This is a genomic window from Pseudomonas putida, assembly GCF_050989985.1.
GTDB classification, from domain to species: Bacteria; Pseudomonadota; Gammaproteobacteria; order Pseudomonadales; family Pseudomonadaceae; genus Aquipseudomonas; species Aquipseudomonas putida_AI.
On record NZ_CP158815.1, the window covers coordinates 2,699,951 to 2,726,501 of the forward strand.

General features: G+C 62.0%; 25 protein-coding genes and 1 tRNA gene. 11 read left to right on the forward strand and 15 right to left on the reverse strand.

Annotated features, from left to right (window positions below):
* Positions 1–171: 171 nt before the first annotated feature.
* The gene (locus ABTV29_RS12535; protein WP_433770636.1) at positions 172–1,074 is read right to left on the reverse strand and encodes a LysR family transcriptional regulator; all 903 of its coding nucleotides are present in this window, start codon (positions 1,072–1,074) and stop codon (positions 172–174) included.
* Between the two features lie 132 nt (positions 1,075–1,206).
* Between ABTV29_RS12535 and ABTV29_RS12540 the strand changes: the two genes are divergently transcribed.
* Complete coding sequence (locus ABTV29_RS12540; RefSeq protein ID WP_433770638.1) at positions 1,207–2,592, forward strand: MFS transporter; 1,386 nt, start codon at positions 1,207–1,209, stop codon at positions 2,590–2,592.
* Positions 2,589–3,863 carry a glucarate dehydratase family protein gene (locus tag ABTV29_RS12545; protein ID WP_433770640.1) on the forward strand — a complete coding sequence of 425 codons (1,275 nt, stop codon included), beginning with the start codon at positions 2,589–2,591 and terminating at the stop codon, positions 3,861–3,863. Before ABTV29_RS12540 ends, ABTV29_RS12545 begins: the two co-directional genes overlap by 4 nt.
* Positions 3,864–4,077: 214 nt before the next feature.
* Here the strand turns inward: ABTV29_RS12545 and ABTV29_RS12550 are convergent, their stop codons facing one another.
* Entirely contained in the window at positions 4,078–4,863 is a 786-nt protein-coding gene (locus ABTV29_RS12550; RefSeq protein ID WP_433770642.1) for an alpha/beta hydrolase, read from the reverse strand.
* 51 nt (positions 4,864–4,914) lie between these two features.
* Between ABTV29_RS12550 and ABTV29_RS12555 the strand changes: the two genes are divergently transcribed.
* The 3 genes from ABTV29_RS12555 (at position 4,915) to ABTV29_RS12565 (ending at position 7,999) form a co-directional block, all read left to right on the forward strand.
* Positions 4,915–6,192, forward strand: coding sequence for an NTP/NDP exchange transporter (locus ABTV29_RS12555; protein ID WP_433770644.1), 1,278 nt, complete (start codon positions 4,915–4,917; stop codon positions 6,190–6,192).
* Positions 6,189–7,133, forward strand: coding sequence for an aldo/keto reductase (locus ABTV29_RS12560; RefSeq protein ID WP_433770646.1), 945 nt, complete (start codon positions 6,189–6,191; stop codon positions 7,131–7,133). The genes ABTV29_RS12555 and ABTV29_RS12560 overlap by 4 nt, the downstream gene beginning before the upstream one ends.
* A 212-nt stretch (positions 7,134–7,345) precedes the next feature.
* The gene (locus tag ABTV29_RS12565; protein WP_433770648.1) at positions 7,346–7,999 is read left to right on the forward strand and encodes a peroxiredoxin; all 654 of its coding nucleotides are present in this window, start codon (positions 7,346–7,348) and stop codon (positions 7,997–7,999) included.
* A 115-nt stretch (positions 8,000–8,114) separates the two neighbouring features.
* Here ABTV29_RS12565 and yghX read toward each other — a convergent pair whose 3' ends face one another.
* The 6 genes from yghX to ABTV29_RS12595 all read right to left on the reverse strand — a co-directional run bounded on the left by yghX (position 8,115) and on the right by ABTV29_RS12595 (position 15,317).
* Complete coding sequence (gene yghX / locus ABTV29_RS12570) at positions 8,115–9,002, reverse strand: YghX family hydrolase (protein ID WP_433770650.1); 888 nt, start codon at positions 9,000–9,002, stop codon at positions 8,115–8,117.
* A gap of 149 nt (positions 9,003–9,151) precedes the next feature.
* Positions 9,152–9,553 (reverse strand): heme-binding protein, encoded by a 402-nt coding sequence (locus ABTV29_RS12575; protein ID WP_433770652.1) that lies wholly within the window; start codon positions 9,551–9,553, stop codon positions 9,152–9,154.
* A gap of 22 nt (positions 9,554–9,575) precedes the next feature.
* Positions 9,576–10,796, reverse strand: coding sequence for a glycolate oxidase subunit GlcF (glcF, locus tag ABTV29_RS12580; protein ID WP_433770654.1), 1,221 nt, complete (start codon positions 10,794–10,796; stop codon positions 9,576–9,578).
* 3 nt (positions 10,797–10,799) lie between these two features.
* Positions 10,800–11,864: a glycolate oxidase subunit GlcE gene (gene glcE / locus ABTV29_RS12585; RefSeq protein ID WP_433770655.1), complete on the reverse strand. Its 1,065-nt coding sequence runs from the start codon at positions 11,862–11,864 to the stop codon at positions 10,800–10,802.
* A complete protein-coding gene (gene glcD, locus ABTV29_RS12590) occupies positions 11,864–13,363 on the reverse strand; it encodes a glycolate oxidase subunit GlcD (protein WP_433770657.1) in 1,500 nt (499 codons plus the stop codon). The genes glcE and glcD overlap by 1 nt, the downstream gene beginning before the upstream one ends.
* Before the next feature lie 190 nt (positions 13,364–13,553).
* Positions 13,554–15,317 carry an L-lactate permease gene (locus tag ABTV29_RS12595; RefSeq protein WP_433770659.1) on the reverse strand — a complete coding sequence of 588 codons (1,764 nt, stop codon included), beginning with the start codon at positions 15,315–15,317 and terminating at the stop codon, positions 13,554–13,556.
* A gap of 169 nt (positions 15,318–15,486) precedes the next feature.
* Between ABTV29_RS12595 and ABTV29_RS12600 the strand changes: the two genes are divergently transcribed.
* A complete protein-coding gene (locus tag ABTV29_RS12600) occupies positions 15,487–15,723 on the forward strand; it encodes a hypothetical protein (RefSeq protein ID WP_433770661.1) in 237 nt (78 codons plus the stop codon).
* 467 nt (positions 15,724–16,190) lie between these two features.
* Here the strand turns inward: ABTV29_RS12600 and ABTV29_RS12605 are convergent, their stop codons facing one another.
* Positions 16,191–16,610 carry an organic hydroperoxide resistance protein gene (locus ABTV29_RS12605; RefSeq protein WP_433770663.1) on the reverse strand — a complete coding sequence of 140 codons (420 nt, stop codon included), beginning with the start codon at positions 16,608–16,610 and terminating at the stop codon, positions 16,191–16,193.
* Positions 16,611–16,863: 253 nt separating this feature from the next.
* On the opposite strand from ABTV29_RS12605, the gene ABTV29_RS12610 reads away from it, so the two are divergent.
* The 3 genes from ABTV29_RS12610 to ABTV29_RS12620 all read left to right on the forward strand — a co-directional run bounded on the left by ABTV29_RS12610 (position 16,864) and on the right by ABTV29_RS12620 (position 20,952).
* A complete protein-coding gene (locus tag ABTV29_RS12610) occupies positions 16,864–17,298 on the forward strand; it encodes a GNAT family N-acetyltransferase (RefSeq protein ID WP_433770665.1) in 435 nt (144 codons plus the stop codon).
* A gap of 108 nt (positions 17,299–17,406) precedes the next feature.
* Entirely contained in the window at positions 17,407–20,106 is a 2,700-nt protein-coding gene (mdeB, locus tag ABTV29_RS12615) for an alpha-ketoglutarate dehydrogenase (protein WP_433770667.1), read from the forward strand.
* 99 nt (positions 20,107–20,205) lie between these two features.
* The gene (locus ABTV29_RS12620; protein WP_433770669.1) at positions 20,206–20,952 is read left to right on the forward strand and encodes a sulfite exporter TauE/SafE family protein; all 747 of its coding nucleotides are present in this window, start codon (positions 20,206–20,208) and stop codon (positions 20,950–20,952) included.
* Here the strand turns inward: ABTV29_RS12620 and ABTV29_RS12625 are convergent.
* Positions 20,949–21,275: an AzlD domain-containing protein gene (locus ABTV29_RS12625; protein WP_433770670.1), complete on the reverse strand. Its 327-nt coding sequence runs from the start codon at positions 21,273–21,275 to the stop codon at positions 20,949–20,951. The two genes, ABTV29_RS12620 and ABTV29_RS12625, sit on opposite strands and share 4 nt — an antisense overlap.
* Positions 21,272–22,009, reverse strand: coding sequence for an AzlC family ABC transporter permease (locus ABTV29_RS12630; protein ID WP_433770672.1), 738 nt, complete (start codon positions 22,007–22,009; stop codon positions 21,272–21,274). Before ABTV29_RS12630 ends, ABTV29_RS12625 begins: the two co-directional genes overlap by 4 nt.
* A gap of 139 nt (positions 22,010–22,148) precedes the next feature.
* Here ABTV29_RS12630 and ABTV29_RS12635 point away from each other — a divergent pair, with 139 nt between their 5' ends.
* Positions 22,149–23,027, forward strand: coding sequence for a LysR family transcriptional regulator (locus tag ABTV29_RS12635; protein WP_433770673.1), 879 nt, complete (start codon positions 22,149–22,151; stop codon positions 23,025–23,027).
* 4 nt (positions 23,028–23,031) lie between these two features.
* On the opposite strand, the gene ABTV29_RS12640 is transcribed toward ABTV29_RS12635, so the two are convergent.
* The 3 genes from ABTV29_RS12640 to ABTV29_RS12650 form a co-directional block, all read right to left on the reverse strand.
* Positions 23,032–23,832, reverse strand: a complete 801-nt coding sequence (locus tag ABTV29_RS12640; protein ID WP_433770675.1) for a metallophosphoesterase — start codon at positions 23,830–23,832, stop codon at positions 23,032–23,034.
* Between the two features lie 131 nt (positions 23,833–23,963).
* Positions 23,964–24,770: a lytic transglycosylase domain-containing protein gene (locus ABTV29_RS12645; RefSeq protein WP_433770677.1), complete on the reverse strand. Its 807-nt coding sequence runs from the start codon at positions 24,768–24,770 to the stop codon at positions 23,964–23,966.
* 335 nt (positions 24,771–25,105) lie between these two features.
* Positions 25,106–25,193, reverse strand: a tRNA-Ser gene (locus tag ABTV29_RS12650).
* A 123-nt stretch (positions 25,194–25,316) separates the two neighbouring features.
* Here ABTV29_RS12650 and ABTV29_RS12655 point away from each other — a divergent pair.
* Positions 25,317–25,988, forward strand: a complete 672-nt coding sequence (locus tag ABTV29_RS12655) for a Bax inhibitor-1/YccA family protein (protein WP_110963322.1) — start codon at positions 25,317–25,319, stop codon at positions 25,986–25,988.
* Positions 25,989–26,055: 67 nt separating this feature from the next.
* Here ABTV29_RS12655 and ABTV29_RS12660 read toward each other — a convergent pair whose 3' ends face one another.
* Entirely contained in the window at positions 26,056–26,493 is a 438-nt protein-coding gene (locus tag ABTV29_RS12660) for an Lrp/AsnC family transcriptional regulator (RefSeq protein WP_433770679.1), read from the reverse strand.
* Between the last annotated feature and the right edge of the window lie 58 nt (positions 26,494–26,551).

The window sequence follows — 26,551 nt, forward strand, 5'->3', positions numbered from 1 at the left end:
ACTTTTTTATTGCGATGCCCGGGCCGGGTGCACCAGCGGATGGCGAGTATGCAGTAACTGTAGGAGCGAGCATGCTCGCGATGGACGCAAGGGCAACGCGGGGCATCAGGTACCCAGCGTCATCGTTGACCACCATCGCGAGCATGCTCGCTCCTACAGGGGACAGCGATGCTAGGATCCCCACCCCTCACGCACCGCCCGCCGAATCCCCTCCAGTAACATCGCAAACGCCGGGTTGTCGTTGTTCTCGCGCCAGATCAAATGCAATTCGCTCTGCACCCCTTCGCCCAGGTCAATGTCGCGGAACACCACGTTCTTGAACACCACGCTGGTGGCGCAGCGGGGTACCAGGGCCAGGCCCATGCCGGCGTTGACCAGGGCGAGGATGGTCAGGGACGAGCCGAGCCATTGCACGTAGTCCGGGGCCACGCGGGCCGAGCGCAGGGTGCCGGTCAGCAGTTCGTTGAAAGGCGGGTAGGCAACGTGGGAGTACATCAGGAAGGGCTGGGCGTCGAGGTCCTGGACCGACACCGTGGCCGCCGTGGCCAGCCGATGGGGGCTGGGCACCGCCAGCACGAAGGGTTCGCGCACCAGGCATTCGGTGGAATAACCGGGCTCCAGCAACGGCGCACGGGCGATGCCCAGGTCAACGCGCCGGGCACGCAGGGCTTCGTGTTGCTGGTAGGTGTTCATTTCCGCCAGGTCAATTTTCACATGGGGCTGGGTCAGTCGCGCCTCGGCAATGACCTTGGGCAGAAACTCGTAAACCGCGCTGCCGACAAAGCTGATATTGACCGAGCCAATATCGCCCTCGGCAAAACGCCGCGCGGTCACCGCCGCCTGCTGGGCACGCTCCAGCAGGTTCTGCGCCTCGATGAAGAACGCACGGCCAGCGGCGGTGAGGGCGACGCTGCGGGTGCTGCGGGTGAACAACTCGACCCCCAGGTGATGCTCCAGCAACTGAATCTGCCGGCTGAGCGGCGGCTGGGTCATGTTCAGGCGTTCGGCGGCGCGACGGAAATTCAGTTCCGTGGCCACGGTAGTGAAGCAGCGCAGCTGGGTCAGTTCGAACATTGATCTAATCCGGGTATCAATCGAATGCCAAGTTAGATTAGACGGGATCAATGCAGGCGTCCATCATCGCTCCAGGCCTACAGAAATCCCTTAAAGCTATCCCTTAGAAAAATAATGATCGGGAGTCGCCCCTTGAAAACCCTCCAGAGTCCACCCGACCCGAATGTGCTCGCCCGCGCTGCCGCCAAGGTCAAGCGCCATGTCCTGCCGCTGTTCGTGATCATGTTCATCGTCAACTACATCGACCGGGTCAACATCGGCTTCGTGCGCAGCCACATGGAAACCGACTTAGGGATAGGCGCTGCCGCCTATGGCCTGGGTGCCGGGCTGTTTTTCGTCGGTTACGCGATCTTCGAAGTGCCGTCCAACATGCTGCTGCAACGCTACGGTGCCCGCGCCTGGCTGACCCGCATCATGTTCACCTGGGGTGCAGCCGCGATGGCGATGGCCTTCGTTCAGGGCGAAACCAGTTTCTACGTGCTGCGCTTCATCCTCGGCGCCGCCGAAGCGGGCTTCTTCCCCGGCATCATTTATTACTTCACCCAATGGTTGCCGGCGACCGAACGCGGCAAGGCCATGGCGATTTTCCTCAGTGGCTCGGCCATTGCCTCGGTGATTTCCGGTCCCGTGTCCGGTGCGCTGTTGCACATCAGCGGCCTGAGCCTGCACGGCTGGCAGTGGATGTTCCTGATCGAAGGCTTCGCTTCCATCGTGCTGTGCGGTTTCGTCTGGTTCTGGCTGCAATCCCATCCTCGGGAAGCGAAGTGGCTCAGCGATGAAGAAAAGACCGCGCTGACCACCGCCATCGACCTGGAGCAGCAAGCCCGCGATGCCAGCCGTACGGTCAAGCCATCGATGTTCAAATTGCTGGCCGACCGGCAGATCGCGCTGTTCTGCTTCATCTACTTCTCCATCGCGTTGACCATCTACGGTGCCACCTTCTGGCTGCCGAGCATGATCAAGAAGATGGGCAACCTCGGCGACTTCCAGGTCGGCCTGTTCAACTCCATTCCATGGATCATCTCGATTGTCGCGATGTACGGCTTCGCCGCCATGGCCAGCAAATGGAAATACCAGCAGGCGTGGGTGGCGGTGACGCTGGTGATCGCGGCGTTTGGCATGTTCATGTCCACCACCGGCGGCCCGATCTTCGCCTTCGTCGCCATCTGTTTCGCGGCCATCGGCTTCAAGGCGGCCTCGGCACTGTTCTGGCCGATTCCGCAAAGCTACCTGGATGCGCGGATCGCGGCGGCGGTGATCGCCCTGATCAACTCCATCGGCAACCTTGGCGGCTTCGTCGCCCCGACCACCTTCGGCTTCCTGGAGCAAACCACCGGTTCCATCGAAGGCGGCCTGTATGGCCTGGCGGCGACTTCGCTGCTGGCGGCCATCGTGATCTTCTTCGCCCGCACTTCGCCCCGGGGTTCGCCGGCCGGCGCAGCCGTTGAAGGTGCGGCAACAAAAAAGCCCCTCAGTCATCAAGCCCTGAAATCTGATCCAACGGGAGCAGCCTCTTGAAAATCAAACGAGTCACCGTCACCCCAATCGCCTTCCGTGATCCGCCATTGCTCAATGCCAGCGGCATTCATGAACCCTTTGCCCTGCGTTCGATCATCGAAATCGAGAGCGACAATGGCTACATCGGCCTGGGTGAAAGCTACGGCGACGCTCCGGCGCTGGCGATCCAGCAGCAACTGCAAAGCCAGCTGATCGGCCTGGATCCGTTCAACCTCAACCAACTGCGCGCCATCGTCCAGGTCACGGTCGCGGCGAACAAACCGGCAAGTATTGCCGGGGCGGAACTGGCTCCCGGATCCCATGCCAGCAAAGCGGTGAGCAACGCTTATTCGGCGTTCGAAGTGGCGTTCCTCGACTTGCAGGCACGCTCCCTGAACGTACCGCTGGTGGACCTGCTGGGCGGGGCGATCCGCGACGAGATTCCATTCAGCGCCTACCTGTTCTTCAAATACGCGCAGCACGTCGACTCCCCCTACAAGCCCGACAATTGGGGCGAAGCGCTCAACGAAGAGCAGATCGTCGCCCAGGCGCGGCGGATGATCGAGGAATACGGCTTCAAGAGCATCAAGCTCAAGGCCGGCACGCTGCCGCCAGAGCATGAAGTGTCGTGCATCAAGGCGTTGAAAAAGGCCTTCCCGGGCTATCCGCTGCGCATCGATCCGAACGGCAACTGGTCCCTGGAAACCTCGATTCGCATGGCCGAATTGCTCGGTGATGACTTGCAGTATTACGAAGACCCGACGCCGGGCCTGGACGGCATGGCCGAGCTGCACAAGCGTACTGGCCTGCCGCTGGCGACCAACATGGTGGTCACCGACTTCGACGAGTTCCGCCGCAGCGTGGCGCAGAACAGCGTGCAGATCGTTCTCGCCGACCACCACTACTGGGGCGGCCTGCGCGACACCCAGGCGCTGGCGAAAATGTGTGAAACCTTTGGCTTGGGCGTGTCCATGCACTCCAATTCGCACCTGGGTATCAGCCTGATGGCCATGGCCCATGTCGCCGCGTCGGTGCCGAATCTGGATTACGCCTGCGACACCCATTACCCGTGGCAGGAACCGGATGAAGAGGTGATCAAGGGCGGCAAGCTGCCGTTTGTCGATGGCTGCGTGAAAATCACCCGGGCTCCGGGGCTAGGCGTGGAGCTGGACCACGATCAACTGGGCAAGCTGCACGACCAGTACCTGACCTGCGGCATTCGCCAGCGCGATGACGTGAAGCAGATGCAGCGGTACAAGCCGGAGTGGAAGGCGGTCAAGCCACGGTTCTGATAGCAGGGTTTCAAAGAGCATGTAGCAACTTTGGTCCGGGAAGCGTGGTCGCGCTTGCCCGGGCTTTTTTTCGCCACGATATTCGTGCACGACACGGGCCACTGTGGGAGCGAGCCTGCTCGCGAAAGCGGAGTATCAGCCGCCATTAATATTGAATGTGCCGGCCTCTTCGCGAGCAGGCTCGCTCCCACAATGGATCTGCATTGCGCAGGATTTACAGTCCTTCCCCCAACGCTTTCATGTACTCGGGGCTGTCGCTGATGGAGTTGTGCCCCGTGCCCGCAATCACCTGCAGCGTCGCCACACCCTCCTGGAAATGGCTGAACAACCGCCGGGTGCTGGACGCCGGAATCACTTCATCATCCTCGGCAGCAATCAACCGCGTCGGCACGCTGATGTGTTCGGCGTAGCGCCAGGATTCGAATTTATCGGTCAACAACCACTGCACCGGAAACCAGCGAAACTGCCGGGCAGCCAGTTCCTCCAGGCTGTTGTAAGGCGTGACCAGCAGCAGTTTTGCCACCGGGCGCACGCTTGCAAGGCGCACGGCGACGCCGGAACCCAGGCTGCGCCCGACCAGGGTGATTTGCGGATGATCGGCATAGACCTTGTCGAACAAGGCCATGGCATCGCGGGCGATCGCTTCCTCGGAGGGCGAGCCGCTGCTGCCGCCATAGCCTCGGTAATGCAGGAAATACAGCGCGTCATCGGGGAAGGCCGCCGCGAATGCCGGCAGGCTGCGCGAGACGTCCTCGGCGTTGCCGCCGAAATAGATCAGGGCCTTGGGGCCGGTGCTCGGGCGGGTCGAAACCTGTATCTGCGCATCGTCGACGGCCAGGCTCAACAGCGGCGCCGACGAGTCGCCCCGGGGTTGCGGGTAGTAGATGAGCGCGCGCTGAAACACGAACAGGGCCGCGCACAGCGCCAGGTACAGCGCCGCGAGCAGGACGACGAGTAACACCAGGGTTCGGGACATTCGGCTAACGTTAGTGGGCGGCATCAAAGGCTCCGGGTGCTGTCAGAGTGTAGCGGGCGGTAAAGGAGGGCACCGATGCCCAACATGCCTCAATGGCTCGATGTAAGGCCTGCTGAACGTTCGGCCTTGGTATTGGGCTTTGCGTTCCATTTCTGCGTGCTGGCCAGCTACTACCTGGTGCGACCGCTGCGCGACGCCCTGGGGCTGGAAGGCGGCGCCGACAAGTTGCAGTGGCTGTTTACCGCCACTTTCGTGGTCATGCTGCTGATGGTGCCCATCTTCGGAGCGCTGGCGTCGCGGCTGCCGGCCACGCGCTTCGTGCCCTTGATCTACCGCTTGATCGCGGTGTCGATGCTGGTGTTCGGCCTGTTGATCGCCAACCACGTCGCCCCGGTCATGGTCGGGCGGGTGTTTTTCGTCTGGATCAGCATCTACAACCTGTTCATCGTCTCGATTTTCTGGAGCGTGCTGGTCGACCGCTTTTCCAGCGAGCAGGGACGACGGCTGTTCGGTTGCATCGCCGCGGGCGGCACGCTGGGCACCTTTATCGGGCCGTTGCTGGCGGCGACCATGGCCACCCGACTGGGGCCGATGGCCCTGACCCTGGCGGCGGCGCTGTTGCTGGAAGTGGCCGTACGTTGCTACCGGGGGCTGCTGTCGCGCACACAATCGCAGTCGGGCAATCGGTCAATCGACGAACGGCGCATGGGCGGCAGCATGCTCGCCGGCATCACCCTGATCCTGCGGTCTCCCTACCTGCTGGGGATGGTGCTGTTCATGCTGCTGCACACCAGTGCCGCGACCTTGTTGTACTTCGAACAGGGACGGATCGTCGCTGGCAGCTACGCTGATACTGGCAGCAGGACACAATTCTTCGCCGTGGTCGATCTGATCGTGTCGGCGCTGACCCTGACCTTGCAGGTGCTGCTGACGGCGCCATTGATCCGTGTGGTCGGGATTGGCGGGGCGCTGGTGGCGATGCCCCTGGCGACCATAGTGGCCTTCGCCGCCATGGCGCTGGCGCCGGTGCCTCCCACGGTGGCACTGGCCCAGGGGCTGCGGCGGGCGGTGGAGTTCGCCATCGTGCGCCCGGCGCGAGAGGTGTTGTGGACGGTGGTCAGCCGCGAGGAGAAGTACAAGGCCAAGAACGTGATCGAGACCCTGGTCTATCGCGGTGGCGACGCCGCCAGTGGCTGGTTGTCCGCCGGTTTGACGGCGCTGGGCGCGGGGTTCGGCCTGGTGGCGCTGGTGATCGTGCCATTCGCCGGGGTGTGGGGCTGGACCTGTCTGTGGCTGGCCAGGCAACAGGCGCGACAGGCCGCGTCGCAGCCACGGGAGAGGGAGATGTCATGAGCCATGCGGACGGTTTTACCCGCAGGGAAATACTCACGCTGGCTGCCGGTGTTTCGGCGGTCTTCACGTTCGCTCCAGCGATTGCGCAAACCGCGCTGGCGACGGGAACAGGAGGCAAGACCATGCAGACCCGCGCCATTCCTTCGAGCAACGAGCCACTGCCTGTGGTCGGGCTGGGCACCTATCGCGGTTTTGATGTCGCGCCAGAGGATCCGGCCTACAAACAGTTGCCCGGGGTGCTGCGTGCGTTGTTCGAGAAGGGCGGGACAGTTATCGACAGCTCGCCGATGTACGGGCGCGCCGAGGAAAACACCGGCGAATTGCTGTCGATCCACGAGCCGCGCTCGCCAGCGTTTCTGGCGACCAAGGTATGGACCCGTGGCCGTGAGGAAGGGATTGCGCAGATGGAGCAATCCTTCAAGTTGCTGCAGACCGACCGCATCGACCTGATGCAGATCCACAACCTGCTGGACTGGCAGATTCACCTGCCGACCCTGCGTCATTTGAAGGAGCAGGGGCGCATTCGATACATCGGCATCACCCATTACACCGCGTCGGCCTATGAGGAAGTTGAGGCGGTGCTCAAGGCCGAGCCCCTGGATTTTTTGCAAATCAACTACGCCCTGGATGATCGCGGCGTCGAGAAACGCCTCCTGCCGCTGTGCCGGGAGCGGGGCGTGGCGGTGATCTGCAACCGGCCGTTCGGTGGCGGTGGCCTGCTCGGCAGGCTCAAGGACAAACCGTTGCCCGGCTGGGCGGCGCAGGTCGGGGTCAAGACCTGGCCGCAACTGGCGCTCAAGTTCCTCTTGTCCCATTCGGCCGTGACCTGTGTGATTCCCGGCACCGGCAACCCGCGCTACATGGCGGAAAACGCCGGGGCGGGCTTCGGCCCGGCACTCACCGATGCCCAGCGTCATCAATTGATCGCGCTGGTGGAGTAGCTGCAAGCGGGTACAGACCTGTGGCGAGGGAGTTTACTCCCGTTCGGCTGCGGAGCAGTCGCAAATCCGGACACTCCAGCCATGTCTGAATGAGCGCAGGGGCCGCTTCGCAGCCCAGCGGGAGTAAACTCCCTCGCCACAAAAAAGCTCTCCTATACTGTCCGCGTTGACTGGCTCCCCTTCCAATGACCATTACTGCAAGGAGATCGAACATGGCAATTCGTATTGGCGACGAAGCACCGGATTTCACCGCCGACACCACCGAAGGCAAGATCAATTTTCACGAATGGATCGGCAACGGCTGGGCCATCCTGTTTTCCCATCCAAAGGACTTCACCCCGGTCTGCACCACTGAACTGGGGTATCTGGCCAAGCTCAAGCCGGAGTTCGACAAGCGCAATACCAAAATCCTCGGCTTGAGCATCGACCCGGTCAGTGACCACGAGAAGTGGGTGGGTGACATCGAGGAAACCCAGGGCAGTGCCGTCAACTATCCGCTAATCGGCGACGAGAACCTGGTGGTGGCCAAGCTCTACGACATGATCCACCCCAACGCCAGCGGCGGTGCGCGCACGGCGGTGGACAACGCCACGGTGCGTTCGGTGTTCCTGGTCGGCCCGGACAAGAAGATCAAGGCGATGCTGATCTACCCGATGAGCGCCGGACGCAATTTCGACGAGGTGCTGCGCCTGCTCGATTCGCTGCAACTCAATGCCAAGCACACCGTTGCAACGCCGGTGAACTGGCGTCCGGGTGAGGATGTGATTATTCCGACGTCGGTGTCCGATGAGGATGCGAAGAAGAAATACCCGGATGGCTACAAGACCCTGAAGCCGTATTTGCGGACTGTGGCACAACCGAAGTAATCACTGGCCTTGATATGGCTATCGCGAGCAGGCTCGCTCCCACAGTGGATTGTGCGTAACGAAGATCCATTGTGGGAGCGAGCCTGCTCGCGATGAGGCCGGCCCTGCTGGCCGATTAGACAAGGTATTTGCGAAACCACCCCAACGTCCGCTCCCACGCCAGATCGGCTGCCGCCTTGTCATAACGCGGTGTCGAGTCATTGTGGAACCCGTGATTGACGCCGGGATAGATAAACGCCTCATACGTCTTGCCCCCGGCCTTCAGTTCCTTCTCAAAGGCCGGCCAACCCTCGTTGATCCGCGTATCCAGCTCGCCGTAATGCAGCATCAGCGGCGCCTTGATGCGGGGCACGTCCTTGGCTTCCGGCTGGCGCCCGTAGAACGACACCGCCGCCCCCAATTCCGGATAGGCCACCGCTGCCGCGTTGGTCACGCCGCCGCCGTAGCAGAAGCCGGTGATGCCGACTTTTCCGCTGCCTTCTGGGTGTTTCATCATCCATTCGACGGCGGCGAAGAAGTCGTTCATCAGCTTTTCCGGGTTGACCTTTTCCTGCAGCTCCTTGCCCTTCTCGTCGTTGCCCGGATAGCCGCCGACCGAAGTCAGGCCATCGGGGGCGAGGGCGATGAAACCGGCCTTGGCCAAACGGCGGGCGACGTCCTCGATGTACGGGTTCAGCCCGCGATTTTCATGCACGACCACCACCGATCCGACCTTGCCGCTGGCCTTGGTCGGGCGCACCAGGTAGCCACGCACCTGTCCGTTGCCCTTGGGGGACGGGTAGGTGATGTACTCGGCGAGGATATCCGGGTCGGTGAACTCGACCTGCTCGGCCAGCGCATAGTTCGGGCTCAGCGAAGCGAGCAGTGCACTGGCGGTCATGGTGCCGAAGGTGAACAACGCCGCCCGGTCGAGAAATTCGCGGCGGTTGATCAGGCCGTGGGCGTAGTAGTCGTAGAGTTCCAGCAGTTCCGGGGCAAAGTCTTTCGCGGTGAGACGGGTCATCTGTGCGCTTCCTCTTCAACTGAGTGAACACGAACCCTGTAGGAGCGAGCCTGCTCGCGATGCACCCGAGAACGCCGCGGGGTGTCAGGCTGCCAGTGTTAGCGTTGACGACCATCGCGAGCAGGCTCGCTCCTACAGGGGGATTAGGGTTATTTGAGCGCTTGCGCCCCGGCCTTCGCCACCTGCGCATCCTGCTCGGCCTTGACCCCCGACACGCCTACGGCGCCGATCACCTGGCCGTCGACGATGACCGGCACGCCGCCTTCCAGCGAAGTCAGCAAGGGTGCCGTGACAAACGCGGTACGCCCGCCATTGACCATCTCTTCATAGCCTTTCGATTCCCGCCGGCCCAGGGCCGAGGTCCGGGCTTTCTCGGTGGCGATGTAGGCGCTGATCGGCGCCGCGCCGTCGAGGCGTTCGAGGGCCAGGGGATGGCCGCCGTCATCGACGACCACGATGGTCACTGGCCACTGGTTGTTCTGCGCTTCGTTACGCGCGGCGGTGAGTATGCGCAGCACTTCGGTCTGGCTGAGCACGGCTTTGGTCTTCATCGCTGTTCTCCGCAATTTGGTGTCAGGGCAAAGCCGCTTCCACCACTTCGATCCAGTGTTTGACCGGCGTGCGACCCGCGCCGTCGAGGTGGGACTGGCAGCCGATGTTGGCCGTGACAATCACTTCAGGGTAGCCGCTTTCCAGGGCATTCATTTTGTTGTCGCGCAATTGCCGCGACAGTTCCGGCTGGGTCAGCGAATAGGTGCCCGCCGAGCCGCAGCACAGGTGGCTGTCGGGCACGAAGGTCAGGTTGAAGCCCAGGCGCTCGAGCACTTTTTCCACCGCGCCACCGAGTTTCTGCGCGTGCTGCAAGGTGCAGGGGCAATGGAAGGCCAGGCGATGGGCGTTGTGGATGCCGAGTTTTTCCAGTGGCTCATCGCGCAGCACCTCGACCAGGTCCTTGGCCAGCGCGCTGACCCTGCGGGCTTTGTCGGCATAGGCCGGATCGCTGGCGAGCAGGTGGCCGTAGTCCTTGATGAAGGCGCCGCAGCCGCTGGCGGTCTGCACGATGGCCTCGACGCCGTCTTTATCGATCAGGGGCCACCAGGTGTCGATGTTGTGACGGGCGCGATCGAGGCCAGCGGCCTGGGCGTCCAGGTGATAGTCCACGGCGCCGCAGCAACCGGCCTCGCGGCATGGCGTGACACTGATCCCGAGCCGATCCAGCACCCTGGCCGCGGCGATATTGGTATTGGGCGCCAGGCCCGGTTGTACGCAGCCTTCGAGCATCAATACCCGCCGTGCATGACGGAGGGTGGGTCGCGGTTTGCTCAGGGTGCTGCTACGCGGCAATTTGCTTTGCAGGGTGTCGGGCAGCAAGGCACGGAACACCTGGCCGCCGTTGACCAGCCCCTTGAACAGATCCGGATGCGGCACCAGCGTGCGCAAACCCTCGCGCAGCAGGCGCTGGCCGAAGGGGCGCGGGACCGCTGCGTCGACCACCGCGCGGCCGATGTCCAGCAGGTTGTGGTAATCGACGCCGGAGGGGCAGGTGGTTTCGCAGTTGCGACACGACAGGCAGCGATCCAGGTGCTGCTGGGTTTTCTGCGTGACCTCGTTGCCTTCCAGCACCTGTTTGATCAGGTAGATGCGCCCGCGCGGACCATCCAGCTCATCGCCCAGCAACTGGTAGGTCGGGCAGGTGGCGTTGCAGAAACCGCAGTGCACGCAGGTGCGCAGGATGCTGTCGGCTTCTTCGGCTCGTGGCAGGCGGCGGGCGCTTTCACTCAGGGTGGTCTGCATGGTTCAAAGCTCCGCGTACAGTCGTCCGGGGTTGAAAATGCCCCGGGGGTCGAGTTGCTGCTTGAGGCTGCGGTGGTAGCGCATCAGCGCGTCGGGCAAGGGCTGGAACGGACTGTCGATCAGGCCGTGGCTGTAGCAGGTCACGTGGCCTCCGGTTTCATCGACGACCTGACGAATGAAGCTGGCCTGGCTATCGGATTTGAGCCAGCGCTGGGCGCCGCCCCAGTCGATCAGTTGCCGACCGGGCAGGGAGAGTTTCGGGGTGTTGTGGGGCAGCGACAGACGCCACAGCGGCTGGTCCTCGTCGAAGAACGGCAAACGATGTTCGTTGAGGTCATCCCAGTAGCCGCCGTCCAACGGTTCCCCGCCGAGGCGGTCATGGGCCGACGCCACCGAACCCTCGCCACCTTCGAGGCGCAGGTACAGGCGCTCACCGTCATGGCTGGCCGCGCTGATCGGCAAGGGTTGCTGGCCCCATTTCGCCAGGTTGCGCAGCGCACGTTCGCTGTCCATATCCAGGCTGATGCTCAAGGTTTGCCGGGGCTTGGGCAGGACCTTGAGCGAGACTTCGGTGATCAGGCCCAGGGTGCCGTAACTGCCGGCCATCAAGCGCGACAGATCGTAGCCGGCGACGTTCTTCATCACCTCGCCACCGAAGCGCAGATGCTTGCCCAAACCGGTGATGACTCGCGTGCCGAGGACAAAGTCGCGAACCGAGCCGGACCACGGGCGGCGTGGCCCCGAGAGCCCGCAGGCGATCATGCCGCCGACGGTGGCGTCGTCACCGAACGCCGGTGGCTCGCAGGGCAGCATCTGTTGCGCGGCGTCCAGCACCTGCTTCAGTTCGGCCAGCGGCGTGCCACAACGCACGGTGATCACCAGCTCGGTCGGGTCATAGCTGACGATGCCGCGATGGGAGCGGGTGTCGAGTATTTCCCCGGCGTTGATGCGCCCGAGAAACGCCTTGCTGTTCGAGCCTTGAATGCGCAGCGGGGTGGCGTTCTCCAGCGCCTGATTGACCTGTTCCAACAGCGCCTGGCTGTCGTCGAAATCACCTGTGCCGTGCATCAGAAGCGCTCCAGTTCAGGGAAGGGCAACTGCCCGCCATGCACGTGCATGGCGCCGAATTCCGCACAACGGTGCAGGGTCGGGATGTTCTTCCCGGGATTGAGCAGGCCGCTGGGGTCGAATGCGGTTTTGACGGCATGGAACAGGGTCAGTTCATCGCTGTTGAACTGAGCGCACATCTGATTGATTTTCTCGCGGCCGACACCGTGCTCGCCGGTGATGCTGCCGCCGACTTTCACGCACAGCTCCAGAATCTTGCCGCCCAGGGTTTCGGCACGTTCCAGCTCGCCCGGCTGGTTGGCATCGAACAGGATCAGCGGGTGCATGTTGCCGTCACCGGCGTGGAATACGTTGGCGACCCGCAAGTTGTATTCGGCGGACAACTCGGCGATGGCCTTGAGCACCCCGGGCAGCTCGCGCCGGGGAATGGTGCCGTCCATGCAGTAATAGTCGGGCGACAGGCGGCCCACCGCCGGGAAGGCGTTCTTGCGCCCGGCCCAGAAGCGCACGCGGTCGGCTTCATCCCTGGCCAGGCGTACTTCGGTGGCGCCGGCCTGTTCCAGCACCTGCCGCACGCGGGTGCAATCGTCGTGAACGTCGGCTTCGACGCCATCGAGCTCGCACAGCAGGATGGCCTCGGCATCGACCGGGTAGCCGGCGTGGATGAAATCTTCGGCGGCGCGGATGGCCAGGTTGTCCATCATCTCAAGGCCCCCCGGAATGATCCCGGCGGCAATGATGTCGCCCACCGCGCGGCCGGCTTTTTCCACGGAGTCGAACGCGGCCAGCAGCACCTTGGCCGATTGTGGCTTGGGCAGCAGCTTGACGGTGACTTCGGTGATCACCCCGAGCATGCCTTCGGAGCCGGTGAACAGGGCCAGCAGGTCGAGACCGGGGGAATCCAGGGCATTGGAGCCCAGGGTCAGGCGTTCGCCATCGACGGTGAGGATGTCGACCTGCAGCACGTTGTGCACGGTCAGGCCGTATTTCAGGCAATGCACGCCACCGGCGTTTTCGGCGACGTTGCCGCCGATGGAACAGGCGATTTGCGACGATGGGTCCGGCGCGTAGTACAGGCCGTACGGCGCGGCGGCCTGGGAAATCGCCAGGTTGCGCACCCCCGGCTGGACCCGGGCGGTGCGTGCTTCGGGGTCGATGTGCAGAATCTGATTGAAGCGCGCCATCACCAGCAGCACGCCTTTTTCCAGGGGCAGGGCGCCGCCGGACAAACCGGTGCCGGCACCCCGGGCGACCACCGGTACATGCCGCTCATGGCACAGGCGCAGCACGCCCTGGACCTGGGCGATATCCCGGGGCAGCACCACCAGCATCGGCGTCGTGCGGTAGGCCGACAGGCCGTCGCATTCGTAGGGCTTGAGTTCTTCCTGCTGATCCAGGATCTCCAGCTCGGGCAATTGCGTGCGCAGTGCCTGCAATAACGCGTTTTTGTCGACCTCGGGCAAGGCGCCGTCAACGCGTTCGTCGTAAAGAATGTTCATCGGTGTACGACACTCGTTTTGTAGTTATGTGAGGTCATTTTCCGTAAACCGATTTCTATCCTATCCCTGTGGGAGCGAGCCTGCTCGCGAAAGCGTCATGCCAGTCGCCATTGATGTTGAATGTGCCGACCATTTCGCGAGCAGGCTCGCTCCCACAGGAGAGGGGAGAAAGGCCTGGATTTGAGTCCAATCAATGGCCGCCCACCACCATATGACTGAACGGCGCCACATACGCCTGCAAGGTCACCAGGCCGCCGACGAGCACGGCGAGCACGATCGAGTGGAAGAACACGTAGCGCAGGATCTCGCCTTCGTGGCCGTACCAGCGGGTCGCGGTGGAGGCGACCACGATGGATTGGGCATCGACCATCTTGCCCATGACCCCGCCAGAGCTGTTGGCCGCGGCCATCAGCACCGGGCTCAGCCCCAGTTGCTCGGAGGTGACCCGCTGCAGGCCGCCGAACAGCACGTTGGACGCGGTGTCGGAGCCGGTCAGGGCCACGCCGAGCCAGCCGAGCAAGGTGCCGAACATCGGATAGAAAATCCCCGTCGCGGCAAAGGCCAGGCCCATGGTGGCGTCCAGTCCCGAATAGCGCGTGAGAAAGCCCAGGGCGAGCATCGCCGTGATGGTGATCAGCGAATAGCGCACCACCCAGATGGTGCGCAGGTATTGCTTGATCAACTGCGGAATCGAGTAGCCCATCAGCAGGCCGCCGACAATCGCAGCCAGCAGGATCCCGCTGCCGGTAGCGGTGAACCAGGTGAACTTGTACACCGCTTCCTCGACTTTAGGCGCGGGCACCACCGGTGGAACCTTTTCGATCTGCTGGTGAATGGTGGTGAAGGTCAGGACCGGGGCGAACACCGGGTTGGCTTCACGCAAGGGTTTACCCTGGGGATCGAGTTTGGCCGCACTGGTGGCCGGGTCGATGGCCGCCCGGGTGTCGAAGCTGTTCTTGAAGCCCTGGGTGCCCCAGGCGAAAACGAAGATGGTCAGGATGATCCACGGCATCCAGGCGCGCATCACCGCCTTCTTCGAATCCCCGGAAAAGGCTGCGGTCGGTTCCGGCTTGCTGGCGTATTCGTCATCGATTTTCGAGTCGTCGACCCGCCCGGACAGCGCCGCGGAGGTATGCACGGTGGCGGGTTTCCAGACCCTGAGGAAACCGGTCAGGCAGGCCATGGAAATCAGCGCGGCGATCACGTCCACCAGCATCGGCCCGTGATAGTTGGAAACCAGGAACTGCGGGATCGCGAAACTGACCCCGGCAACGAGGATCCCCGGCCAGATTTCCAGGGTCTTGCGCCAGCCGGCGAAAGCCCAGATCAGCCAGAACGGCACGATCACCGAGAAGAATGGCAGTTGCCGACCGACCATCATCGACAGCTCCATTTCATCCAGCCCGGTGACTTTGGCCAGGGTGATGATCGGCGTACCCAGGGCGCCGAATGCCACCGGCGCAGTGTTGGCAATCAACGCCAGGCCCGAGGCGGCCAGCGGCGAAAAGCCCAGGCCGATCAGAATGGCCCCGGTCACCGCCACTGGCGTGCCGAAACCGGCGGCGCCTTCGAAGAACGCGCCGAAGCAGAAGGCAATCAGCAGCAGTTGCAGGCGCCGGTCGTCGGTGATCCGCGCGAGGGAGTCCTGCAGCACTTTGAACGAGCCGTTTTCAGTGGTCAGCCGGTGCAGAAAAATGATGTTCAGGACGATCCAGCCGATCGGCAACAGGCCGTTGGCCGCCCCATACAACGCGGCTGAACCGGCCATGTTGGCGGGCATGCCGAAGGCGAAGATCGCGATTACCAGCGCCGAGGCCAGGGCGAGCAGCGCCGCCAGGTGCGCCTTGACATGGAAGAACGCCAGGGCCGCCAGCATCACGACGACGGGCACGGCGGCCAGGAGGGTTGATATCACCGGGTTGTTGAACGGATCGTAGATTTGCTGCCAGACCATGTTCACCTCTGCTTTTTATTGTTGGACGTGCAGACCCCAGGGGGGACGGTGGTCTCTAGTATAGGTGGCATTACGCTGCTGTCAGATTCAGCAATCGGACCTGCGAATTCGAGGGGCTGAGCTAGCATTGCCAGTTAGGTTTGAGTCCAGCGACGGGAGGAAAGCAGTCATGACTGAGCGCCATCTGGAACACAAGGAAACGCTGTCCAACGGATGCAGCATCCGGGTAAGGGCCGAAATTCTGAAAGATGGATCGCTGGGGATGTTCATCGGCGTGTACCGGCCGGACGGCTCGGTGATCGACGAAAATCACGACCCCAAGCCGCACATGCTGGACATGGAAGCGGCGATGGATTGGGGGATCGATATCGCCAAGGGCATCGGCAATAGCCAACGCACGTTATAGGCATACCTTCGATAGCATGTTTGGGTTTTTCGGCGCCGGCCGAAGTACGAAATCGGTCTAAAAAGACACTTTTACATTTTGTGGGTTTTGCTAGTCTTGAACTTGTAGGTGAAAACGCAGACTGATGCGCAAGCGGATAGCGAGGACGCGTGGGGCGCGCTCCGAAGGGTACACGGTTAGAAAGATCTCCGCGCTGAGATCCAGCCCTTATGCCGTGTGAAGCAGGACAGCGCATTGCTGTACCTGTGGGAGTCCTGAGAAACCTCGTAAGCCAGAGACCAGCACTGGCCACCTACTAAACCCACTAAGAGCCCGCCTTGTGCGGGCTTTCTAATGCCCGGCTTTTTTTGCTTTTTGTAGGAGCGAGCCTGCTCGCGATGGACGTCAACGATGACGCGTTCCTGCTGGAGAAACGCGGCGTATTCGAGTTCATCGCGAGCGAGCTCGCTCCCACAAGGGGCGGGCGCTTAGACGAGGTTGATGGTGACGTCGATGTTGCCACGGGTTGCCTTGGAGTACGGGCAGGTCTGGTGTGCGGCGTCGACCAGGGTGCGGGCCAGTACAGGGTCCACGCCCGGCAGACTGACATTCAGGCGTGCCTGGAGGAAGAAGGCGTTGTCGGTCTTGCCCAGGTCGATTTCGGTCGCGACGCTGACGTCAGCCGGCAACGCCACTTTCAACGCGGCCGCGGCCTTGCCCATGGCCCCGATGAAGCAGGCCGACCAGCCGGCTCCCAGCAGTTGCTCGGGATTGGTGCCGCTCCCGGAAGAACCCACAGGGGACAGCTTGACGTCCAGACGGCCATCGTCGCTACGGGATTCGCCCTGGCGACCACCGGTGGTGACGGTCTTGCCGGTGTACAGCACGGTTTCGATATTGTTGATCATGGGGGCTCCTGAAATTTTCAGCGTTTGCGCCCGGGTGTCGCTCGAACGAGCGAAGAACACCAGCAGGGCGACCCGCGCACTTTTTCATCCCCATGTAGGCCGAGTGTGTCTTGAACCGGCGGTTGTGTATCGCCGTGTAGGTTCACCGGGAAAACCTACACAGCGATACAAATCACCTGCCTTGGCAAGTTCACACAAGCGACAGGCGGCATTTGCTAGCCTGCGGCCTCCGTCATTACGCAGGTAGCCACCGATGTTCACTCTCCGAGTCATGACCCTGGACGATTACGATGCGGTCATCGCCCTTATGCGCGACACGCCGGGCATTTCCCTGCGCGACGCCGATTCCCGCGAGGCCACCGCGCGTTATCTGCAACGCAATCCCGGCATGAGTTTCGTTGCGCAAGTCGACGGCGAACTGTGCGGCTGCGTGATGTGCGGGCACGACGGGCGCCGGGGTTATCTGCAGCACTTGCTGGTCCTGCCGGCGTATCGGCGACAGGGCATTGCCCATGCGCTGGTCGAGCGTTGCCTGAGCGCGCTGGAGCAGCAGGGCATCCTCAAATGCCACCTGGACGTGTTCAAGAGCAACGAGGCTGCCGCCCGTTATTGGCAAGGCCAGGGATGGCAGTTGCGCACCGATATCGATCGCTATTCGTTCATCCGCTCGGGAAACGCCAATGCGTGATTGAGTGGGGCGCACCCGGTCGATCGTGCGCTGGCGAAACGGCGCGAGAGCGATCACATTGATGGAATGCCACCTTTAAGCGTCGCTCGACACTTGCAGGAGTTGCCCATGAATCCGTCCGATGTTCACCCCCGATTGCCGGCCCAGGCAGCAGAAGACCTCCAGGAAATCGCCGAATGGCGCGATGCGCTACGGTCGGTCATCGACCATGGCGGTGCGGCGCAGGCGAAAAAGATCCTCGATATGCTGGTATCGGTGGCCAGCGAATCGGACATCGGTTGGCGGCCCAGCCACGGCACCCCCTACATCAACACCATCAGCGTCGACCGGCAGCCGGTGTTTCCGGGTGATCTGGCCATCGAAGAACGCTTGGCCTCGATCATGCGCTGGAATGCCCTGGCGATGGTTGCCCGGGCCAATCAGGCCTACGGCGAATTGGGCGGACACATCGCCAGTTATGCCAGCGCCGCCGATCTGTTCGAAGTCGGCTTCAACCATTTCTTCAAGGCGCGAACCGAGAGCAATGGTGGTGACCTGGTGTTCTATCAGCCGCACTCGGCGCCGGGTGTCTATGCCCGGGCTTTCCTCGAAGGCCGGCTGGATGAGCAGGATCTGCAGCACTATCGGCAGGAAATCGGAGCCAAGGCCAATGGCGCGCAGGGCCTGTCGAGTTATCCGCATCCATGGCTGATGCCGGACTTCTGGCAATTTCCCACCGGCTCCATGGGCATCGGTCCGATCAGCTCGATCTACCAGGCCCGTTTCATGCGTTATCTGCACCATCGAGGCCTGCAGGACACCACGGAAAGAACCGTCTGGGGGGTGTTCGGCGATGGGGAAATGGACGAGCCGGAAAGCATGTCGGCGCTGACGCTGGCGGCGCGCGAAGGCCTCGACAATCTGGTTTGGGTGGTCAACTGCAACCTGCAACGCCTGGACGGGCCGGTGCGGGGCAACGGTCGCATCATCGACGAACTCGAAGCGCTGTTCGGCGGCGCCGGCTGGAATGTGATCAAACTGGTCTGGGGTTCCGATTGGGACGGTTTGTTCGCGCGCGACAGCGATGGCGCGCTGGTCAAGGCGTTGTCCGCCACGGTCGATGGCCAGTTCCAGACGTTCGCGGCAAAGGACGGTCGTTTCAACCGTGAGTATTTCTTCGGCCAGAACGAGGCATTGGCGCGCCTGGCTGAGGACCTCAGCGACGAGCAGATCGATCGCCTCAAGCGCGGTGGTCACGACCTGGTGAAAATCTTTGCCGCCTACCACGCCGCCCGGCGCGAGGGCCGCAGGCCCACGGTGATTCTGGCGCAGACCAAGAAAGGTTTCGGCATGGGGGAAGCGGGGCAGGGCCGGATGACCGTGCACCAGCAGAAGAAACTCGACGCGCAGGCGCTGATCGCCTTCCGCAACCGTTTCAACTTGCCGTTGAGCGACGAGCAGGCGCAGTCCCTGAGTTTCTTCAAGCCGGACGAAAACAGCCGTGAAATGCGCTACCTGCACGAACGCCGCCGGGCATTGGGTGGGTATATGCCGGCGCGATCTTCGGCCTGCCCGCCATTGCCGGTCCCTGCGCTCGACAGCTACGCCGGGTTTGCGATGGCCGCCGAAGGCAAGGAAATGTCCACCACCATGGCCTTCGTGCGCATGCTGGGCGGGCTGCTGCGCGACCGGCAATTGGGGCCGCGCATCGTGCCTATCGTCGCCGATGAAGCGCGTACCTTCGGCATGGCCAGCCTGTTCAAGCAGATCGGCATCTACTCCAGCGTCGGCCAGCGCTACGAGCCCGAGGACATCGGTTCGATCCTCAGCTATCGGGAAGCCCTGAATGGGCAAATCCTGGAGGAGGGCATCAGCGAGGCGGGTGCGATCAGCTCCTGGGTGGCTGCTGCGACCAGCTATTCGGTGCACGGCCTGCCCATGCTGCCGTTTTACATCTATTACTCGATGTTCGGCTTCCAGCGCATCGGCGACCTGATCTGGGCGGCGGCGGATCAACGGGCCCGCGGCTTCCTGCTGGGCGCCACCGCCGGGCGCACGACCCTGGGCGGCGAAGGCCTGCAACATCAGGACGGCAGCAGCCACCTGATGGCATCAACGGTCCCCAACTGCCGCGCCTACGACCCGGCCTTCGCCTGCGAATTCGCGGTGATTCTCGACCACGGCATGCGCCAGATGCTGGAGCGCCAGGTGGACGAGTTCTACTACGTCACCCTGATGAACGAAAACTACCCGCAACCCAACCTGCCCGAGGGCGCCGAACCGGCGATCATCAAGGGCATGTACCGCTTCGCCGGGCATGACTGTGCCGATGCTCGCGGCAGGGTCCATCTGTTGGGTTCGGGCGCGATCCTGCGCGAAGCCATCGCTGCCGCGCAGTTGTTGGTCAGCGACTGGAACGTCGCCAGCCAGGTATGGAGCGTCACCAGCTTCAGCGAACTGGCCCGCGATGCCCGGGAGGTCGAACGCTGGAATCGCCTTCATCCTGGCCAGCCGGCGCGCCGCAGCCACCTTCAGGAATCCCTCGGCGACCCGGCGCCGATCGTTGCCTGCTCCGATTACGTGCGCGCCTTGCCCCAGTTGATCGCCAGTTACCTGGATGGCCGCTACACAGTGCTCGGCACCGACGGCTTTGGACGCAGCGATACGCGCAACAGGCTGCGCAGGTTCTTTGAGGTGGATCGTTATCAGATTGTTTTGAGCGCGCTGACGGCGCTGGTTCGCGAAGGAAAGCTCGAGTCGAGTGTCTGTGTCGAGGCGATTGCCAGATACGCCATCGATGTTGATGGAGTAGCGCCTTGGGAAGGTTAGGGGCGGGTGCAAACGAAGGTATAGGCCAGCACGTCTTCCTAAACCCGGCACCAGACCGTAGGCTGCCATCACTTACTCAAGGTCGAGAGGGAGCAGGGCATGTCGCTGGTCGAGTTGTTTTTGTTGGGGATACCGGCGGTTTTGCTGACGGGGATATCGAAGGGCGGTTTCGGCGGTGCGCTGGGTGGCATTGCCGTGCCGTTGCTGGCGCTGAACATGCCGCCGACCCAGGCTGCGGCAATCATGCTGCCGATCCTGTGCATCGCCGATATCACCGGGCTGCGCCGGTTTCGCGGCAAATGGGACAAGGGCAACCTGAAGATCATGATTCCGGGGGCCTTGGTGGGTGTGCTGATTGGCGCGCTGACGTTTGGCGCCCTGAGCGAGCGGCTGATCGCACTCTTGATGGGCGCCATTGCGATCGTGTTTTTCTGCCTGAACGTCTGGGCGGCCCGGCACACCCTTGCCCCCGCGCAACCCAAGGTTGGCAAGGGCACCTTCTATAGCGCATTGGCGGGCTTCACCAGCTTTGTCGCTCACGCCGGCGGGCCTCCGTTGATGATGTATCTACTGCCCCAGCAGATGGACAAAGTCCGCTATATCGCGACAACCAACGTGTTCTTCCTGCTGACCAACGCCATCAAGTTGGTGCCGTATGCGCTGCTCGGCCAGTTTTCGCTGACCAACCTCGGAGCAAGCCTGGCGCTGGCTCCGATTGTGATACCCGGGGTCTGGCTGGGGATCTGGCTGCAGGGGCGGGTGAACCAGACATGGTTCTATCGAATCGCCTGGTTCGGGCTTCTGGTCACCGGGGTTCAGTTGGTGATCCGCAATCTGAACCTCTAGCTGTACCAGTATTTCAGTGCCCACAAGGTGCCCATCCCGACCCCCAGCGTGAGCAATGTACTGCGGGTGCGCCATGCGACCAGGGCGGCGAGAATTGCCGCGGGAATTTGTGGGTTGCTCCAGTCGAACGCCGCATGCCGATCCGGGTACACCACGGCGGGCATGACCAGTGCAGCCAGTACGCTCGCCGGTACATAGAGCAGGGCTCGGCGCAGCAACGGCGGAATTCGCAGGCTCCCGTAAAACTCGATGAAGGACAGGCGAATGGCGAAGGTGCCTGCGCCGATCAACAGGAACAGGCCCCACTGGGATAGCTCGCTCATGACGCCTCCTGTTCAGCTTCATTGCCTTGCGCCGCAGGCAGATCCTTTCGCAGATGCTCGACGATCAGTCCCGCGACAACGCCGCCAACGGAAGCCGTCAGCATGCCCAGGTTGTAGGGCAGATCCACCGCCAGCACCGCCAGCGAACCACCCACTACAGCTGCGCCCAGGGTCGCGGCATTGCGCAGGCCGGGGATCAGCAGCGCCAGGAATGACAGCGGGATCGTAAAGCCCAAGGACCAGGCTTCGGGGATGCGTGCTCCCAGGAATGCGCCGGCCAGCACCGCCAGATTCCAGCCCATCCACATCGTGACCGCAGCGCCCATGTAGTACTGAAAAGCGAAGCGTCCGAGTCCACCCGAGGCCGATCTAAGGCTGAACAACGCGAATACCTGGTCGGCCAGCAGATAGGACAGGGGCCATGTTTTGTGCCGGGGCAGGTGGTGCAGGTGAGGCGCCAGCGATGCGCTGTACATCAGAAAGCGAAGATTGATGACCAGCGCGGTGAGCACGATGGTCAATGGCAGGGCGCCATTCTGCAGCATCTGCAACACGGCTATTTGCGCCGACCCCGAGTAGAACAGCAGCGTCATGCCCATGGTCGTGGTGGGTGACATCCCCATCCCGGCAGCGGTGACGCCAGCGATCAGCCCGAACGGAATGACCCCGGTGGTGAGAGGGGAAGCGGTGTGAGCACCGTGCACGAACGCATGTGTCCCACTTCGATAATTCATTTGAGTTCCTTGAGAATGATCAGATCGTTGCGCGTAGTGATTCGGGCGAGGTGGCGCCTGATCAAAATAATGCTCGTAACAATTGGGAACAACGGCAGATTTCTGAAATATTAGGCCTAGAAAAAATGAGGCTCACCACATGTTTCTGGATTCACCCATCAGGCACACCCTGCAACTCAATGCTCTGCGCGCATTCGAGGCATCGGCGCGTCTGGGCGGCTTCGCCCGGGCGGCACACGAGCTGAAGGTGACACCGGGCGCCATCGCGGCCCAGATCAAGTCCCTGGAAAACGAATACGGTGCCGCGCTGTTCGAGCGCCATGCAAAGGGTGTCAGGCTCACGGTATTGGGCGAGAGCATCAAGGAGCAGTTCATCGAAGCCTTCGATGCCGTAGAGGAAGCCGCCCGAACCCTTCGGCGACTGTCCGCACCCCAGCGGGTACATATCGTCACCTCGCCGGCGTTGGCGCAATTGTGGATCGGGCCGCGCCTGCCACGCCTTACCGAAATGCTGGCGCCCATCGAAATTTCGGTCACGGCGGTCGATGAGCCGCCCAACCTCAAACGCAGCCCGTTCGACCTGTGCCTGTTCTACACCGAGCAACTCGCGCGCGGGCAGCGGATGCTTGCCGTCGAAGAACTGCTGCCGGTCTGCGTGCCGTCGCTGGCCGCGCGGATCACGCATCCGAACGATCTTGCCGATGTGCGCTGTATCGCCGATGTGGGATGGAATGATTGGGAGATATGGACTCGCTCATGCATGCCCGGTCAGAAGTTCGTCGCCCGCGGGCCGGGTTTTTCGCTGTATTCCATCGCAGTGCAACAAGCCTTGTTGTCCGCTGGCGTATTGATCGGCCGTCGCAGCCTCATACAGCGGTATCTGGACAGTGGCGAACTGGTTGCGCCTATCGATCAATCAATTGCGCTGGGGATGGTCATCGCCGCCTGGAAGCTGCCGGGGGCCAAGGGCAATCGTGTGGTGGAGGCGGTGGAAGAAGCGTTGATGCAGTTGGCGTAGAGGCTTACTGGTCGAAGATTCCTTTCCGGGGGTGCAGGCCCAATGGTTTTTCCTTCTCATTGAAACCGTGTTCCGGGTTGATGGGTGGGATGCATTGCAGGGTTGAGAGATTCAGAAGCGTGAAGTGGCCGTCCAGCCAGCCTGCGGTGTCGATGTGATACACGTTCCCGAGAACGACCGGTTGCCTGAGGGGGGTGTGGCCCACGATCACAGCCCGCACGCCATCCACTGCGGTGCAGTCGCCGTCCGTAAGGCGCTTGCGTGACCATTGGAGCATCGCGACAACGTGGCCGGCTGGCATTGCGGTTTCAGCAAGGGCTTCGGTCATATCCCCCCAGCTCACGTGTGGAACGTCGGCATGAACGATCCCGATCATTCCCTGTGCGGTTTCGACTTCAATGACCAGAGGCAGATTGCTAAAGATGCTGGTGTAGTAGTCCTGCTCGGCATTTGAAAGTGTGTAGAACCACCCGCCGCCATTGATGAAGTGCAGGCTGCATTGATCGCTTGTGCGGCCAGCGGCGTGCGAGTCGATTGCCATTTGCTCGTGATTGCCACGAACGGCATGAAACCAGGGCCTGCGCAGCAGCCATTCGTCCACATCCTGCGACTCGGGCCCACGGTCAATCAGGTCTCCGACGCTGAACAGGCGGTCGACGGCAGGATCGAACCCGAGCGCATCCAGCGCTACCTGCAGCCGGGTGAAATGCCCATGAATATCGCCGACCGCGAAATCGCGGCCAGTCATGTTCGCAGCGAAATGCATCACCCGTGACGTCTCGGTTTTTTCAGCGATGCCAGTCATTACCGCGACCCCTTGTAGCAGTACATATAGTCGGACCAGACGAGGGGAGTCAGGGATTCACCGCCTGGCTCACCGACCACTTCACAGGCGATGCTGAAAGCCGGATCGCCAAGGTGGGGGGCGTGAATGAACTAGCGATGGTTGCGATAGCGTTCGGTCAAGGACTGCACGCGGGTGACATAGGATTGCGTCTCCGCGTAGGGAGGCACCCCGTTGTACTCGTCCACGGACGCCTCGCCGGCGTTGTAACCTGCCAACGCCAGCATCTGGTTGCCGTTGAAACGCTTGAGCAGCCAGGCCAGATAGCGCACGCCGCCACGAATGTTCTGTCGTGCGTCGAACGGATCGTCCACGGCGAAGCGCTCGGCGGTGGCGGGCATCAACTGCATCAGCCCCTGGGCGCCTGCTTCGGAAATGGCGTTGGGGCGAAACGCCGATTCGGCATGTATCACTGCGCGGACCAGCGCCCTGTCGACACCATATTTACCCGAGGCAGCCTCGATCTCCCGCCGATAGGAATAAGTGTCCAGGCGCAGTGAGGCGACCTTGAAATCCTTCGGCACCGTACACAGATAGCAGCCCTTGATGTAATAGACCTCAAGTACATCAACCCTCGCGGAGATCCCGACCGGGCGCCGGCTCACATATTGGCGAACACCCCTGTGCATGAAGGTATACACCCGAATCCGCATCGCGCCTGAGTCGTCGCCTCGCACGAGCCGTGGCTGGGCCTTTGCCTTGGCGCCGACACCGGCGTGCGTCATGTCATTCACGCGAGTGCAGCGGGCGCTGGCGATGGCTTGGCTGGTGTAGCTGATGGCTCCGTCCCTGGCCTGGCACTTGAACATGGCGCTGGCACACAGTGGGGCGACCAGCAAGGCCAGCTCGATGCAGCCAAGAAGGCTCTTGCGAGCCCATCGCCATGTTCTGGAACTCATCAAATCGCTCCGCGCCGCTGGCGCCGATCAGGCCTGGGGTGCCAGGCCCGGGCGCGGCCTTTGGAGGGCCTGTTCCGGGTGACCCGTCTTTTGCTCTGATAGTTATACCCCTTGTAACCGGCCTTGGAACTTGTGTTGACGTACGGGCTGCCGGCGTTCCCGGGCGAGACGACGCAGGCCAGAGTGCTCAATTGATTGGGGCGGGAGAAGGGGCGCCGTGGCAGGCTGCGCAAATGACCAAAAAGAAGCGGAAACGATCCAGGGATGGTGCAACAGGAATTGCAGGCTGCAGAAACGACAAAGCCCTGAATAATCAGGGCTTTGTCGTATAAAGATGGCGGAGGCGATGGGATTCGAACTCATGGACCTGTTACAGTCGACGGTTTTCAAGACCGTTGCCTTAAACCACTCGGCCACACCTCCGTTTCTGTTGCGGGCGCCATAATACCTGAATGAAACACACTGTCAAACTCTGCGCATAGCTTGTTACAGAGCGTCTGTTATGATCTTTGCGACTGAACGTTACAAACCAACAGGAGTGTCGCCATGCGCGAACAGGATTACGCAGTTAATAACAGCTTGCAGGCTGAGCAGCTAGAGGTTAGCCGCGTCCTGCGCAACACATACGGCTTGCTCGCCCTTACGCTGGCATTCAGCGGTATCACCGCCTACGTTGCCCAGCAGATGCGTGTTGGCTATCCGAACATTTTCGTGGTGCTGATCGGCTTCTACGGTCTTTTCTTCCTCACCAACAAACTCCGTGATTCCGCCTGGGGCCTGGTATCGGCATTTGCCCTGACCGGTTTCATGGGTTTCCTGCTCGGCCCGATCCTCAACCGTTACCTCGGCATGCAGGGCGGCGCTGAAGTCGTCAGCTCGGCATTCGCAATGACGGCATTGGTGTTCGGCGGTCTGTCGGCCTACGTGCTGATCACCCGCAAGGACATGAGCTTCCTCGGCGGCTTTATCACGGCAGGTTTCTTTGTCCTGCTGGGTGCGACGCTGGCCAGCTTCTTCTTCCAGATCAGCGGTCTGCAACTGGCGATCAGCGCAGGTTTCGTGCTGTTCTCCTCGGTTTGCATCCTGTTCCAGACCAGCGCCATCATCCACGGCGGCGAGCGTAACTACATCATGGCGACCATCAGCCTGTATGTATCGATCTACAACCTGTTCGTCAGCCTGCTGCAGCTGTTCGGCATCATGGGCCGCGATGACTGATCGTCAGCCTTGAAATGAAAAACCCGCTTCGGCGGGTTTTTTTATGGCCTGCAATTTGAGCGAAGGCTCACGCCATGGGCGGCAAGCGGCGTTTGACCGGGGTTTTCTTGACGATCGCGGTGTTGGTTTCCGCGAGTGTGTTGAGGCGATCGAGCAGGGTGTCCAGCTGCTCCATCGAGCGCACGTGCAAGCGCGCGATGAAACAGTCTTCACCGGTGACCTTATCGCACTCGGTGAATTCCGGAATGGCCATGATTTGCCGCTCCACCTCCTGCAGCTGCCCCGGTAGCGGGCGGACACGCACGATGGCCTGGAGTTGATAGCCGAAGCATTTGGGGTCGATTTCGACGGTATAGCCTTTGAGCACGCCACGTTCTTCCAGGCGACGCAGGCGCTCGGCGACACTGGGCGAGGACAATCCGCTGATCTGCGCCAACGCCTTGAGCGAGCGCCGCGAGTCTTCCATCAAGGCGCTGATCAGCACCTGGTCGATATCGTCGGTCATGGAAAATCCTCAGTTAGGCAGTTTTCTGAAATTGCCTTGATAAAAAAGGCAGATGCCG

What these genes read in the sequence shown, in the direction of transcription:
- ABTV29_RS12640 (WP_433770675.1), bottom strand. Translation starts at nt 23,832, where the DNA reads ATGACTGGCATCGCTGAAAAAACCGAGACGTCACGGGTGATGCATTTC.
- ABTV29_RS12625 (WP_433770670.1), bottom strand. Translation starts at nt 21,275, where the DNA reads ATGAGCGAGCTATCCCAGTGGGGCCTGTTCCTGTTGATCGGCGCAGGC.
- glcD (WP_433770657.1), bottom strand. Translation starts at nt 13,363, where the DNA reads ATGAACATTCTTTACGACGAACGCGTTGACGGCGCCTTGCCCGAGGTC.
- ABTV29_RS12655 (WP_110963322.1), top strand. Translation starts at nt 25,317, where the DNA reads ATGCGCGAACAGGATTACGCAGTTAATAACAGCTTGCAGGCTGAGCAG.
- glcF (WP_433770654.1), bottom strand. Translation starts at nt 10,796, where the DNA reads ATGCAGACCACCCTGAGTGAAAGCGCCCGCCGCCTGCCACGAGCCGAA.
- ABTV29_RS12630 (WP_433770672.1), bottom strand. Translation starts at nt 22,009, where the DNA reads ATGAATTATCGAAGTGGGACACATGCGTTCGTGCACGGTGCTCACACC.
- ABTV29_RS12575 (WP_433770652.1), bottom strand. Translation starts at nt 9,553, where the DNA reads ATGAAGACCAAAGCCGTGCTCAGCCAGACCGAAGTGCTGCGCATACTC.
- ABTV29_RS12600 (WP_433770661.1), top strand. Translation starts at nt 15,487, where the DNA reads ATGACTGAGCGCCATCTGGAACACAAGGAAACGCTGTCCAACGGATGC.
- ABTV29_RS12610 (WP_433770665.1), top strand. Translation starts at nt 16,864, where the DNA reads ATGTTCACTCTCCGAGTCATGACCCTGGACGATTACGATGCGGTCATC.
- glcE (WP_433770655.1), bottom strand. Translation starts at nt 11,864, where the DNA reads ATGCACGGCACAGGTGATTTCGACGACAGCCAGGCGCTGTTGGAACAG.
- ABTV29_RS12645 (WP_433770677.1), bottom strand. Translation starts at nt 24,770, where the DNA reads ATGAGTTCCAGAACATGGCGATGGGCTCGCAAGAGCCTTCTTGGCTGC.
- ABTV29_RS12555 (WP_433770644.1), top strand. Translation starts at nt 4,915, where the DNA reads ATGCCCAACATGCCTCAATGGCTCGATGTAAGGCCTGCTGAACGTTCG.
- ABTV29_RS12660 (WP_433770679.1), bottom strand. Translation starts at nt 26,493, where the DNA reads ATGACCGACGATATCGACCAGGTGCTGATCAGCGCCTTGATGGAAGAC.
- ABTV29_RS12535 (WP_433770636.1), bottom strand. Translation starts at nt 1,074, where the DNA reads ATGTTCGAACTGACCCAGCTGCGCTGCTTCACTACCGTGGCCACGGAA.
- ABTV29_RS12635 (WP_433770673.1), top strand. Translation starts at nt 22,149, where the DNA reads ATGTTTCTGGATTCACCCATCAGGCACACCCTGCAACTCAATGCTCTG.
- ABTV29_RS12595 (WP_433770659.1), bottom strand. Translation starts at nt 15,317, where the DNA reads ATGGTCTGGCAGCAAATCTACGATCCGTTCAACAACCCGGTGATATCA.
- ABTV29_RS12620 (WP_433770669.1), top strand. Translation starts at nt 20,206, where the DNA reads ATGTCGCTGGTCGAGTTGTTTTTGTTGGGGATACCGGCGGTTTTGCTG.
- mdeB (WP_433770667.1), top strand. Translation starts at nt 17,407, where the DNA reads ATGAATCCGTCCGATGTTCACCCCCGATTGCCGGCCCAGGCAGCAGAA.
- ABTV29_RS12565 (WP_433770648.1), top strand. Translation starts at nt 7,346, where the DNA reads ATGGCAATTCGTATTGGCGACGAAGCACCGGATTTCACCGCCGACACC.
- ABTV29_RS12605 (WP_433770663.1), bottom strand. Translation starts at nt 16,610, where the DNA reads ATGATCAACAATATCGAAACCGTGCTGTACACCGGCAAGACCGTCACC.
- ABTV29_RS12550 (WP_433770642.1), bottom strand. Translation starts at nt 4,863, where the DNA reads ATGCCGCCCACTAACGTTAGCCGAATGTCCCGAACCCTGGTGTTACTC.
- ABTV29_RS12560 (WP_433770646.1), top strand. Translation starts at nt 6,189, where the DNA reads ATGAGCCATGCGGACGGTTTTACCCGCAGGGAAATACTCACGCTGGCT.
- yghX (WP_433770650.1), bottom strand. Translation starts at nt 9,002, where the DNA reads ATGACCCGTCTCACCGCGAAAGACTTTGCCCCGGAACTGCTGGAACTC.